At 60.8% G+C, this 12,480-nt stretch carries 10 protein-coding genes; 7 read left to right on the top strand and 3 right to left on the bottom strand.

Annotation, left to right across the window (positions count from 1 at the left end; translation table 11 throughout):
* The first annotated feature begins 15 nt into the window (after window positions 1-15).
* The 3 genes from SLH47_RS16030 to SLH47_RS16040 are packed head-to-tail and all read left to right on the top strand — an operon-like array spanning window position 16 to window position 3,354.
* The gene (locus SLH47_RS16030) at window positions 16-1,545 is read left to right on the top strand and encodes an acyl--CoA ligase (RefSeq protein ID WP_320240686.1); all 1,530 of its coding nucleotides are present in this window, start codon (window positions 16-18) and stop codon (window positions 1,543-1,545) included.
* Window position 1,546: 1 nt separating this feature from the next.
* Window positions 1,547-2,527, top strand: a complete 981-nt coding sequence (locus SLH47_RS16035; protein ID WP_320240687.1) for a 2-dehydropantoate 2-reductase — start codon at window positions 1,547-1,549, stop codon at window positions 2,525-2,527.
* Window positions 2,524-3,354, top strand: coding sequence for a universal stress protein (locus SLH47_RS16040; protein WP_320240688.1), 831 nt, complete (start codon window positions 2,524-2,526; stop codon window positions 3,352-3,354). Before SLH47_RS16035 ends, SLH47_RS16040 begins: the two co-directional genes overlap by 4 nt.
* On the opposite strand, the gene SLH47_RS16045 is transcribed toward SLH47_RS16040, so the two are convergent.
* The 3 genes from SLH47_RS16045 to SLH47_RS16055 form a co-directional block, all read right to left on the bottom strand.
* Window positions 3,351-3,977 carry an NYN domain-containing protein gene (locus SLH47_RS16045; RefSeq protein ID WP_320240689.1) on the bottom strand — a complete coding sequence of 209 codons (627 nt, stop codon included), beginning with the start codon at window positions 3,975-3,977 and terminating at the stop codon, window positions 3,351-3,353. The genes SLH47_RS16040 and SLH47_RS16045 overlap by 4 nt on opposite strands.
* A 73-nt stretch (window positions 3,978-4,050) precedes the next feature.
* Complete coding sequence (gene cueR, locus SLH47_RS16050; RefSeq protein WP_320240691.1) at window positions 4,051-4,437, bottom strand: Cu(I)-responsive transcriptional regulator; 387 nt, start codon at window positions 4,435-4,437, stop codon at window positions 4,051-4,053.
* A complete protein-coding gene (locus SLH47_RS16055; RefSeq protein ID WP_320240693.1) occupies window positions 4,434-6,653 on the bottom strand; it encodes a heavy metal translocating P-type ATPase in 2,220 nt (739 codons plus the stop codon). Before SLH47_RS16055 ends, cueR begins: the two co-directional genes overlap by 4 nt.
* A gap of 221 nt (window positions 6,654-6,874) precedes the next feature.
* Here SLH47_RS16055 and SLH47_RS16060 point away from each other — a divergent pair, with 221 nt between their 5' ends.
* The 4 genes from SLH47_RS16060 (at window position 6,875) to SLH47_RS16075 (ending at window position 12,471) form a co-directional block, all read left to right on the top strand.
* Entirely contained in the window at window positions 6,875-8,257 is a 1,383-nt protein-coding gene (locus tag SLH47_RS16060) for an aspartate aminotransferase family protein (RefSeq protein WP_320240695.1), read from the top strand.
* A 75-nt stretch (window positions 8,258-8,332) separates the two neighbouring features.
* Window positions 8,333-9,793, top strand: a complete 1,461-nt coding sequence (locus SLH47_RS16065) for a PLP-dependent aminotransferase family protein (RefSeq protein ID WP_320240697.1) — start codon at window positions 8,333-8,335, stop codon at window positions 9,791-9,793.
* Window positions 9,794-9,951: 158 nt separating this feature from the next.
* Window positions 9,952-11,724, top strand: a complete 1,773-nt coding sequence (gene xsc, locus SLH47_RS16070; RefSeq protein WP_320240699.1) for a sulfoacetaldehyde acetyltransferase — start codon at window positions 9,952-9,954, stop codon at window positions 11,722-11,724.
* 3 nt (window positions 11,725-11,727) lie between these two features.
* Window positions 11,728-12,471: a sulfite exporter TauE/SafE family protein gene (locus tag SLH47_RS16075; protein ID WP_320240701.1), complete on the top strand. Its 744-nt coding sequence runs from the start codon at window positions 11,728-11,730 to the stop codon at window positions 12,469-12,471.
* Window positions 12,472-12,480: the final 9 nt, after the last annotated feature.

Below are 12,480 nucleotides of genomic sequence, written 5' to 3' on the forward strand. Positions count from 1 at the left end.
GATAGGAATACCCCAATGCACACAACGATGAGCGCACTTTTAACCGGTCACCGGGGCGACAGCCCTGCCATCGGCGCCCCCGGACGGCCCTGGCTGGATTACGACGGCCTGCGTGAACTGAGTTGCGACGTCATGGGTGCCCTGCATGGCATGGGGATTGGCGCCAGTGACCGTGTGGCCATCGTTCTGCCCAACGGGCCAGAAATGGCGACGGCCTTCATCACCATTGCGCAAACCGCCACGACCGCGCCGCTGAACCCCGCCTACCGGGAAGAGGAGTATGATTTCTACCTCTCAGATCTGCAGGCGAAGGCGCTTGTCGTGACTGCCGAAGACGATGGCCCCGCAGTGGCCGCCGCCGCCAAGGCAGGCATGGCCATCATCCGGCTGCACGTGGCCGAAGGCGCGCCCGCCGGCCATTTCACCCTCACCTCAGACGCGACCGGCAGCGCCAGCACTGACGCGCCAACCGCCGACAACGTTGCCCTGATCCTGCACACTTCCGGCACGACATCGCGGCCCAAGATCGTCCCACTGCTGCAATCGAACGTGGCAGCCTCCGCCGAGCATATCCGCGCCTCGCTGGAACTCACGAACGCCGACCGCTGCCTGAACGTGATGCCACTCTTCCACATCCACGGCCTGATCGCGGCCGTTGCGGCCTCCCTCGCCGCTGGAGCATCGATCTGGTGCGCGCCCGGCTTCAACGCCCTGCAATTCTTCCCCTGGATGAAAGAAGCGCAGCCCACCTGGTACACCGCCGTCCCCACGATGCATCAGGCGATCCTCAGCCGCGCAAGTCGCAACGCCGAAATCATCGCCGCGAACCCCTTGCGGTTCCTCCGTTCTTCCTCCGCCTCCCTGCCCGCGCAGGTCATGGTCGCGCTCAATGAGACCTTCAACGCCCCGGTCGTCGAAGCCTATGGCATGACCGAAGCCGCCCACCAGATGGCCTGCAACCCGCTCAGCGCCGGACGTCAGAAACCCGGTGCCGTCGGCATGCCCGCAGGCCCCGCGATCCGCATCGCGCATGAGACGGATAATGCGCTGATCGAGGGGACGGGAGAGGTCGTCATCTCCGGCCCCAACGTCACACCCGGCTACGAATCCAATCCTGACGCCAATGCGAAGAACTTCTTTGAGGCCGAGGGCGCCCGCTGGTTCCGCACCGGCGATCAGGGGGCGTTCGATGACGAAGGCTACCTGCACCTCACCGGTCGCCTGAAAGAGATCATCAACCGCGGCGGCGAAAAGATCAGCCCGCTGGAGGTGGATGGCGTCCTGCTCGACCACCCTGACGTCGCGCAGGTTGTCACCTTCGCCCTGCCGCACCCCAAACTGGGCGAAGAAGTCGCCGCCGCCATCGTCCTGACCGAAGGCTCGGAGGCGACGGAAAAAGACATCCGCGCCTTCGCCGCCGAACGCATGGCGGATTTCAAGGTGCCGCGCAAAGTCGTCATCATGGACGAAATCCCCAAAGGTGCGACCGGCAAGATGCAACGCATCGGCCTAGCCGAAAAACTCGGGCTGGTGGAAAGCGCATAAAATGAAGATCTGTATTTTCGGCGCAGGCGCCATCGGCGGCTATATGGGCGTGAAATTGGCTCAGGCTGGCGCAGATGTCAGCCTCGTCGCACGCGGCCCGCATCTGGCGGCCATGAAAGACAAGGGCCTGACCCTGATCGAAGAAGATCAGGACCCGGTCACCGTCACGGTCACGGCCAGCGACAACCCGGCTGACCTCGGCCCACAGGATTATGTGATCGTCACGCTCAAGGCGCATTCCGTCCCACCCATCGTGGACAAGATGCAGCCGCTCATCGATGACGACACAACCATCGTCAGCGGTGTGAACGGCGTGCCCTGGTGGTACTTCCACAAGATCGGGACCGACCTCGAAGGCACGCGCCTCGAAAGCGTCGACCCCGGCAACGCGCAGTGGGACGGGTTCGGCCCCGATCGTGTGCTGGGGTGCGTGGTCTATCCGGCGGCGGAAGTCTCTGAACCCGGCACGATCAAACATATCGAAGGCAACCGGTTCAGCCTTGGTGAGCCCGATGGCGGCAAATCCGACCGGGCGATGGCGCTGTCCAAAGCGCTCTCCGCCGCTGGCCTCAAAGCCCCTGTCAGGCCGCGCCTGCGGGACGAAATCTGGGTCAAACTCTGGGGTAATCTCTCCTTCAACCCGATCTCCGCGCTCACACATGCCACGCTCGACGTCCTCTGCACAGACCCCGGCACGCGCGCCGTCGCACGCGGCATGATGGTCGAGGCACAGGAGATCGCCGAGAAGCTCGGCGTGAAGTTCCCTATCGACGTCGACCGCCGCATCGATGGCGGTGCCGACGTCGGCGCCCACCGCACCTCCATGCTGCAAGACCTCGACGCAGGCCGCCCGATGGAGATCGACGCACTGGTCGGATCGGTACAGGAACTCGGCCGCGTCACCGACACGCCCACACCCACAATCGACACTGTGCTGGCGCTCATCCAACTGCGCGGACGCTCCGCTGGACTTTACGGATGAGCATCAAGAACATCCTCGTGGCCTATAACGGCCTACCGAGCGCGGATGCGGCGCTGCAAGGCGCCATCGCGATGCAAAAGCATTATGACGCGCATCTGACCTGCCTTTTTGCGTACGGCGATTCAAACCTCGCCGGTCGCATCCAGCCCTGGATGCCGCAAATGGTTCAGGACGCCATTCTGGAGATCGACACGCAGGCCATCCAGATGATCCGCGACAAATTCATGGAACGCTGCGCCGACATCCCTGAAGACAAACGGCACTGGATCGAAAACAAGGGCCCGGTCCACCGCACCCTTGCCGCTTACGCCCGGCTTTACGATGTAACCGTGCTGGGCATGCATGAAGATCCGGCCTACGGACAAGAGCATCTGGAAATCCACCCCGAACGGGTCACGCTCGACAGCGGCAGGCCTGTGATCAGCTTCCCCGCTGACTATAGTGGCGCGCTGACGGGGCGTCATATTGTCATCGCGTGGGATGGGGGCCGTGCCGCTGCACGGGCGCTCGCCGATGCGATGCAAATTCTGGACACGAGCGACAAGATCGAAATCGTCTCAGTCGGGCGACTCCCTTTCGCACAAACCTTGCCCGAATTCGACATCGCGCAGTTCTTCGAACGCCACGACCTGCGCGTCACTCTGACCGAGCTCACCCGTGACAGCCGCTCAATCGCACACACACTGATGGATCATTGCGAAAGTGTCGGCGCCGGTCTGCTGGTCATGGGCGCCTATGAACATTCACCCTTACGCGAAGGGCTGATCGGCGGCGTTACGCAAGAGATCGCGTCGCGCGCAACAATCCCTGTGTTAATGAGCCATTAGACCGGCGACGACCGGCCCAGCCCAAGAAGGATCACATTGCCGCCTTTCCACATCCCCTTGATGAGGAAGCCGGCCTCGGCGACCTTTGGGAACTTCTGTGCCAGATCGCCGAATGTGTCATTGGTAACGACGCGCAGATTGTCGTTGACTGCGTGTTCGAGCAGCACCTCATCCGCCGTCATTCGCTTGGGCGCAAAGACGATCTGCTCTTGCGGCAGGCCCAGTTCCGCGGCCATCGCGGCGGGGCGCATGCGCTTGCCAGTTAGCTTCCGCGCCGCTTCATCATCGAAATAAACAACCGGGCTCAAACCACGATAATTCAATTCTTTCAATACTTTGGAAAGAACCTCGACCGATGGCTGACCACCCCACGTCATGACATTGGCGCCATCCACGATAACCGCCTGACCGCTCACCCGCACTTCTGGTTGCGGCGTAGGTTTAGCCGACCGCCAGCGCAAAAAACGAAGCACGTATCCGGTAAACAAAAGCCCGAAGCTGACGAAAACTCCCTTGCCGATCATATCGATGACCATGGCCTTTTGCGCATCTTCCGGCAGGATCACAGCGGCCAGAACCATCATCACCACAAGTCCAAAACAAAGGGATTTCAAAACCGTCATCACACGCCTCTTGTTGTTCTGGTGCGTTGATGAAAGGGAATCTTTACCACCCAAAGGCGGGATCAGGACAATTTCATGACCCCGCCAAATCGGCGAGGATCGGGCAGTCGGGCCGATCATCTCCGCTGCATTTCTGCACAAGGTCGGACAAGGTATCGCGCATCGCCGCTAAGTCATTGATTCTGCGCTCAATATCATCCAGATGCTGTGCTGCGATCCTGCGCACATCCGCGCTCGCGCGGCTGCGATCCTCCCACAGGGCGAGCAGATTGCGGCAATCTTCGATCGAAAAACCCAAGTTCCGCGCTCGCGCGAGAAACGTCAACTTATGCGCGTCGCTTTCGGCAAAAACGCGGTATCCGTTGGCGCTACGCTGCGGCGTGACGAGCCCAATTTCCTCATAATACCGGATCGTCTTGGCGGGCAATCCGGTTTGCTCTGCAACATCCGAGATATTCATGCGCCCACCTTCCGCAGACGCAGGGCATTGGTCACGACCAACACGCTCGAGAGCGCCATCGCCCCTGCCGCAAGTGCGGGGGACAACAAGATACCCCAGATCGGGAAAAGGATACCCGCCGCAACCGGGATCAGGAGCACGTTGTATCCAAAGGCCCAGCCAAGGTTCTGCCAGATATTTCGCAGCGTAGCCCGGCTGATGCGGATCGCTTTGACCACGCCAAACGGGTCGCCCGACATCAGCACGACATCCGCGCTTTCCACCGCCACATCCGTTCCGGTGCCCAGAGCGATACCTACATCCGCTGTCGCCAGAACCGGCGCGTCATTGATGCCGTCACCGACGAAAGCGACCTTTTTGCCTGCCGCCTGCAGTGCGCGGATGGCGTCCACCTTCCCTTCTGGCAAGACCTCGGCCACCACATCGCTGACACCCAACCTCTCACCAATCGCTAGACCCGCCGCCCGCGTGTCGCCGGTGACAAGGACGACATCGCGCCCCATCTCGCGCAGCGCCGTTACCGTACCAGCAGCACTGTCGCGCAAGCTGTCCGCAATCGCGATAACGCCCACAGCGCGCTCATCAATCGCGACATAGACGGGGGTTTGGCCAGCTGAGGCGGCCTCTTCTGCCATCTGCGCAAGCTGTGACGGATCAATGTCGTGGCGTTGCAACAGCGCAGCATTGCCAACCAGCACGACATGGCCCTCAACTTGCCCGCGCAAACCATGACCCGGAATAGCGGTGACATCTTTCGCATCCGGCAATGGACCCGTTGCCTCTGCCAAGATGGCCTGCGCCAGCGGATGCTCCGATTGCGCCTCAACCGCTGCAACAAGACGCAGCATGCTGGATTGATCGCCTTCCAGCGCCGCGATGTGCGCCACCACGGGTTCGCCCTTCGTCAATGTCCCGGTCTTGTCAAAGGCGACCACATCAACACCCTCTAGGGCCTGTAACGCATCACCTTGGCGGAACAGCACGCCGAGATCCGCCGCGCGTCCGGTGCCGACCATGATCGACATCGGCGTGGCCAGACCCATCGCGCAGGGGCAGGCGATGATCAGGACAGAGACACCTGCCACCAACGCGTAGGACAGAACCGGGTCGGGCCCTAAGACCAGCCAGAAGAGCACCGTGGCAACGGCAAGCACCATCACGGCGGGCACAAACCAGGCCGTGATCCGGTTCACGATATCCTGCACCGGAAGACGCGCGCCTTGGGCGTCCGCCACCATCGCGATGATGCGGGCAAGCATCGTTTCTTCACCAATGGCCGTTGCGCGCATGAGAATTACAGCAGTGCCATTGACCGTGCCGCCAACCAGCGGATCGCCGGGAGATTTCTCAACGGCGACAGGCTCACCCGTGATCATGCTTTCATCGACAAAGGCATGGCCCTCGACGAGTTCTCCATCGGTCGGGATGCGCTCGCCGGGACGGGCTCGCAGGACATCGCCCACCACAACCGCGGCCAGCGGGATGTCAGTCTCCTGCCCCTCGCGGACAAGGCGCGCGGTCGTGGGACGCAGCCCCAAAAGGCGCTTGATTGCCGCACCCGTTCGACCCTTGGCCCGCGCCTCAAGCCAGCGGCCGAGCAGGATGAGTGTGACGATCACCGCTGCCGCCTCGAAATACACGGCACGCGCGGCGGCTGGTAGCAATCCCGGCGCAAAAAGCGCGACCGTCGAAAACAGAAAAGCAGCCCCTGCCCCCAGCACCACCAGCGCGTTCATATCAGGCGCGCGTTTGATCAGAGATGGCACGCCTTTTTCGAAGAACACGCGCCCCGGAGAAACGAGCACCAGCAGGGTCAGGACGAACTGAATGTTCCAACTGACCTCCATCCCGATGGTGCGCGCGATCAGGTGATGCAGGCTAGCGAACAGATGCCCGCCCATCTCAAGCACGAAGACCGGCAAGGTCAGGATCGCCGCCAACCGAAAACGCTGCAGCGCGATTTCCGTCTCGGCATCCTGTGCTTCGGTTTTGTCCGTCACCGTTTCAACAGGCGACGCCGCATAGCCGATCTCGGCCATCGACCTGAGCGGTGCTGCATGGTCGCCCGTCGTCGTGACGGTCGCGACGCCGCTGGCCAGATTGACATTCGCCGCGATCACGCCGGGTGTCTTGCGCAAGGCCGCTTCCACACGGCCAACGCATGAACCGCAATTCATCCCCTGAACGTCAAATTTCAAGTCAGCTGTCTGAGCCATCATGCACCTCTGCGTCCCAGATAGGGGTTCCAGTGACGGGAAGGTCAAGGTGCAATCGCTAGGATCCAGCATGTCCCGGTGCGGGCGGCGCCTGTTTGGACCTAAACATGCCTTGCGCCTGGCCCTATTGTCTCTGTCTGCCGTAGAGGCAAGCTGATGCGAAATGCGGTATACTTGCGAGGATTCGCGCCGCCGCTGATTTTCTTGCAGGAGCATTGGATATGGACACGCAACACTTCGCAAATGATCCCGAACATGTGGTCGAGGCTGACCGCGCCCATGTGTGGCATCATCTGATCCAGCACAAACCGTTCGAGACGACCGATCCCCGGATCATCGTCGAGGGCAAGGGCCTGCGCGTTTGGGACATCAAGGGGAAAGAGCATGTCGACGCCGTCTCGGGCGGGGTCTGGACCGTGAATGTGGGGTACGGTCGCGAGCGCATCGGCAAGGCCATCGCCGAGCAGGTGACCAAGATGTGCTTTTTCGGCGGCACGGCAGGGTCGATCCCTGGTGCGCAGTTTGCCGAGATGCTGATGGACAAGATGCCGGGCATGGACCGTGTGTACTATGCCAATTCAGGCTCTGAGGCGAATGAGAAGGCGTTCAAGATGGTCCGCCAGATCAGCCACAAGCATTATGGCGGCAAGAAGCAAAAGATCCTTTATCGCGAGCGTGATTATCACGGCTCCACCATCGCCGCGATGTCTGCGGGTGGCCAGGACGAGCGCAACGCGCAATATGGACCCTTCGCCCCTGGCTTTGTGCGGGTGCCGCATTGCCTCGAATATCGGTCGCAAGACGGATCAACGGGCGAAGAATATGGCGCCAAGGCCGCGCAGGCCATCGAAGATGTGATCCTCGCCGAAGGTCCCGACACGATCGGCGCACTGTGTCTTGAGCCGATCACAGCGGGTGGCGGGATCATCGTGCCGCCCAAGGGCTATTGGGAGCGTGTGCAGGAGATCTGCCGCAAATACGATATCTTATTGCATATTGATGAGGTCGTTTGCGGGCTCGGTCGCACCGGCACATGGTTCGGCTATCAGCAATTTGGTGTGCAGCCCGACATCGTGACGATGGCCAAGGGTGTCGCCTCTGGCTATGCTGCGATTTCGTGCTGTGTCACGACCGACCGGGTCTTTGAGATGTTCAAGGACGACACCGACAAGATGAGCTATTTCCGCGATATCTCGACTTTTGGCGGCTGCACCGGTGGCCCCGCTGCGGCCATCGAGAACATGAAGATCATTGAAGAGGAAGACCTGCTGGGCAATTCCGCCGCGATGGGTGAGCACCTGATGGGTAATCTGTCGGAACTGATGGATAAACATGCTTGGGTCGGTGACATCCGCGGCATGGGCCTTTTCGCGGGGATCGAACTGGTCAAGGACCGCGAAACCAAGGAACCCATCGATGAAAAGCACGCGATGGCGATTGTTGCCGATTGCATGGCGCAGGGCGTCATTATTGGGGCGACGAACCGCTCGCTGCCCGGATACAACAACACGTTGTTGTTCGCACCGGCCCTGATCGCGACCACGGATGATCTGGACCACGTGACCGATGCGGTGGATCAGGCGATCACCCGCGTTCTGGGGTAGATAAAGCAATACGCCGGTGATGCCTTGCATTGCTGGCGTATTATATCCAGTCTGGCACGCAGTTAAGGCCAGACCATGTCGATCTCTGTCGAAACCTTCTTTCTTGATCCCTCGGGTGAGGGCACGTTGCAGGCGCGCATTCAGCAGATGATTGCGCAAGGTATTCTGGCTGGTCGTTTTCGGCCCGGCGAACGCCTGCCATCCTCGCGCAAGATGGCCGCACATCTGGGTGTCAGCCGGATCACCGTGACACTGGCCTATACCGAGCTGGTCGCGGATGATTACCTGCGCTCGCGCGGGCGGTCGGGCTATTTCGTCTCTGAAAACGCGCCGGAACCGCCCGCATTTCCGGCCCAGCGTGCCACAATAGGAACAGTCGACTGGAGCCGGGCGATTGGGCAACGGTTCACGCCGGGCCTCAGCCTCGACAAGCCAGCCGATTGGGCCAGCTTTCGCTATCCGTTCATCTACGGACAGGCCGACAAGACGCTTTTTGACAGCGCCAATTGGCGGCTTTGCGCCCTGCGCGCCTTGGGCATGCGCGATTTTGGCGCGCTGACGGCGGATTACTTCGACGGTGACGACCCACAACTGGTTGAGTTCATCGCTAGACAGACCCTCCCTCGGCGGGGCATTCTGGCCAATAGCGATGAAATTCTGGTGACCATGGGCGCGCAGAATGCGCTTTGGCTGTCAGCACAGGTGCTGCTCAACAGCCGCAGACGGGCCACGATTGAGGATCCCTGCTATCCGGCCCTGCGCAACATCCTGACCCAATCGCGCTGCCAGCTGAGCATGGTGCGGGTCGATAGGGACGGGCTGCCACCTGAGGCGCTGCCCGCTGACACTGACGTGGTCTTCACCACACCCAGCCATCAATGCCCCACCACCGCAACGATGCCATTGTCGCGCCGCCAGGCGCTTTTGCAAAAGGCCGAGGCGCAGGATTTCCTGATCGTCGAGGATGATTACGAGTTCGAGATGTCATTTCTCAAATCTCCGTCACCATCGCTCAAATCGCTCGATGACAATGGCCGGGTGATCTATGTCGGGTCATTCTCGAAGTCGCTGTTTCCGGGGCTGCGCCTTGGCTATCTGGTTGGCCCTGCCCCCTTTATCCGAGAGGCGCGGGCGCTGCGTGCCACAGTCCTGCGGCACCCGCCGGGGCATATCCAGCGCACGGTCGCCTATTACCTGTCCCTTGGACATTATGACGCGCTGATCCGCCGGATGAGCAAGGCGTATCATGAGCGGCGGCAGGTCATGGAGGATTCACTGCGCAATCAGGATCTGACCGTGGCGGGTCAGGGGACCTATGGCGGATCATCGGTATGGCTGCGCGCACCGGAAGATGTCGACACGACGATTTTGGCCGAAAAACTGCGCCATGACAGCGTTCTTGCCGAACCGGGCGCTCCGTTCTTCGCGGCAAGTGAACCGCCGAAAAACTATCTGCGCCTCGCCTATTCCTCGATCCCCGCATCGCGCATCCCGGAAGGGATCCGTCTGCTGGGCGACGCAATCCGATATGGCTGATTTTTGAGACTTCTGGTATCAAAAATTATCACTCTGGCCATAAAGCATATCACTAATTGGACCTAACGATCCACAGCAACTCTTTCTAGTTTCCGAGCCAAGCTGCAAGCCGCATGACGTGCGGTCAATCATCGTATTAACTGGGGAGGATCGCATCCATGAAGATGACCACCGAAGAGGCTTTTGTCAAAACACTACAGGCCCACGGGATCCGGCACGCTTTCGGGATTATCGGATCGGCCATGATGCCCATATCCGACATCTTCCCCGCTGCGGGCATCACATTCTGGGACTGCGCACATGAGGGTTCCGCCGGCATGATGGCCGATGGCTACACCCGCGCGACCGGTGAAATGTCGATGATGATCGCGCAAAATGGCCCGGGTATCACGAACTTCGTGACGGCGGTCAAGACAGCTTATTGGAACCACACGCCGTGCCTCTTGGTCACACCACAAGCGGCCAACAAGACCATCGGCCAGGGTGGGTTCCAGGAGATGGAACAGATGAACCTGTTCGCCGATTGTGTGGCGTATCAGGAAGAGGTCCGCGATCCGTCCCGTGTCTGCGAAGTGCTGGCCCGTGTGATCGCCAAGGCGAAGCGTCTCTCTGGCCCCGCGCAACTGAACATCCCGCGTGACTTCTGGACGCAAGTGGTCGACATCGAAATTCCAGAACCGATTGAGTTTGAGGCCAGCCCCGGCGGTGAAAGCTCCATCGCGAAGGCCGCGGACCTGCTGTCGACAGCGAAGTTCCCCGTGATCCTGAACGGTGCAGGCGTTGTCCTTGCCGAAGGTGGCATCGAAGCATCGAAAGTGTTGGCCGAAAAGCTCGATGCACCCGTTTGCGTGGGCTATCAGCACAATGATGCCTTCCCGGGTTCCCATCCACTCTTTGCAGGTCCACTGGGTTATAACGGGTCCAAGGCCGGGATGGAGTTGATCAGCAAGGCCGATGTGGTGCTGGCCCTCGGCACTCGTCTCAACCCCTTCTCCACCCTCCCCGGATACGGCATCGATTATTGGCCGACAGAGGCCAAAGTCATTCAGGTCGATATCAACCCCGACCGGATTGGCCTGACCAAAAAGGTCACTGTCGGCATCGTCGGCGATGCGGCGAAGGTTGCAAAAGGCATCACCGAAATGCTGGCCGATACGGCAGGCGATGCGGGCCGTGATGAGCGCAAGGCCATGATCGCGCAGACCAAATCGGCCTGGGCGCAGGAATTGTCGTCGTTGGATCACGAGCAGGATGACCCTGGCACCACATGGAACGAGCGCGCCCGTGCCGCCCGCCCCGACTGGATGTCGCCCCGTCAGGCATGGCGCGCCATTCAAGCCGCAATGCCCGAAAACGCGATCATCTCGTCCGATATCGGCAATAACTGCGCCATCGGGAACGCCTATCCAAGCTTCCCGACAGGTCGGAAGTACCTGGCACCGGGCCTCTTTGGTCCCTGCGGCTACGGTCTGCCCTCAATCGTCGGTGCCAAGATCGGCCAGCCGGACGTGCCAGTGATTGGCTTTGCTGGCGACGGTGCGTTCGGCATCGCAGTCAACGAACTGACGGCCATCGGTCGTGACGAATGGCCTGCCATCACCCAGATCGTCTTCCGCAACTACCAATGGGGCGCGGAAAAGCGGAACTCGACCCTGTGGTTTGACGACAATTTCGTCGGGACCGAGCTGGACATGAAAGTGTCCTATGCGGGGATCGCAGAAGCTTGCGGCCTGAAAGGCGTGCAGGCTAGGACAATGACCGAGCTGACCGAGATGCTGAACCAGGCGATCAAGGATCAGATGGAAAACAACAAAACCACGCTGATCGAAGTCATCCTCAACCAGGAACTGGGCGAGCCCTTCCGCCGCGACGCGATGAAGAAACCTGTGCGTGTGGCGGGCATCGACAAGGCCGATATGGCAGCCGAGTAATCGTTGCCATTCGACCTTGGCCCCGGCATTGCGGCGGCGCTCGCCTTTGCTTTGCTGGGCGCTGCTTTTGTCCGTGGCTATTCGGGCTTTGGGTTTTCGGCGATTTTCATCGCTTTCGCCGCGCTGGTGACCAACCCATTGCCGCTGATACCGGTGGTGTTCTTATGCGAAATGCTCATGACCCTCTTTCAGGCGCGCGGCATCGCTGGTCATATAGACTGGCGACGTGTTTCGGCCTTGCTAGTGGGCGCGGCGCTCGTATTACCAGTCGCAGTCTCGCTGATCCTGTCAGCGGGTGCCGAGAATGTACGCGTGATCGTATCGCTGATCGTCGGCCTCATGGCGCTGGTGCTTCTGTCCGGTTGGACACTGCAACGTCCGATTGGCATGGCCGGTCATGCGAGCGTCGGCGCAATTTCGGGTGCGATCAACAGCGCAGGCGTCGGGGGGTTGCCGGTTGCCGCATTCCTGTCGGCGCAGCCGGTTGCACCACCCGTTTTTCGCGCGACGATGATCGTCTATCTGACGGGGCTCGATCTGATCACACTCCCGCTCATGTGGGCGGGCGGTTTGGTGACATGGGACACGGCGCTGGCCGCTGCAATGGCATTCCCGATCCTCGGCCTCGGCGTGTGGCTGGGCGGCCGCGAGTTCATGCGCACCCCGCCAGAGACCTTTCGCAAATTCGCCGTTTTGCTGTTGCTGATCCTGTCCGGTCTGGGCCTTATGCGCGCGATGCTCATGTGAAAGGTCTGA

The organism is Cognatiyoonia sp. IB215182 (assembly GCF_033963905.1).
Taxonomy (GTDB): Bacteria; Pseudomonadota; Alphaproteobacteria; order Rhodobacterales; family Rhodobacteraceae; genus Yoonia.

Coding starts and splice junctions, on each gene's coding strand:
- SLH47_RS16030 (WP_320240686.1), top strand. CDS start 16: ATGCACACAACGATGAGCGCACTTTTAACCGGTCACCGGGGCGACAGC.
- SLH47_RS16035 (WP_320240687.1), top strand. CDS start 1,547: ATGAAGATCTGTATTTTCGGCGCAGGCGCCATCGGCGGCTATATGGGC.
- SLH47_RS16040 (WP_320240688.1), top strand. CDS start 2,524: ATGAGCATCAAGAACATCCTCGTGGCCTATAACGGCCTACCGAGCGCG.
- SLH47_RS16045 (WP_320240689.1), bottom strand. CDS start 3,977: ATGACGGTTTTGAAATCCCTTTGTTTTGGACTTGTGGTGATGATGGTT.
- cueR (WP_320240691.1), bottom strand. CDS start 4,437: ATGAATATCTCGGATGTTGCAGAGCAAACCGGATTGCCCGCCAAGACG.
- SLH47_RS16055 (WP_320240693.1), bottom strand. CDS start 6,653: ATGGCTCAGACAGCTGACTTGAAATTTGACGTTCAGGGGATGAATTGC.
- SLH47_RS16060 (WP_320240695.1), top strand. CDS start 6,875: ATGGACACGCAACACTTCGCAAATGATCCCGAACATGTGGTCGAGGCT.
- SLH47_RS16065 (WP_320240697.1), top strand. CDS start 8,333: ATGTCGATCTCTGTCGAAACCTTCTTTCTTGATCCCTCGGGTGAGGGC.
- xsc (WP_320240699.1), top strand. CDS start 9,952: ATGAAGATGACCACCGAAGAGGCTTTTGTCAAAACACTACAGGCCCAC.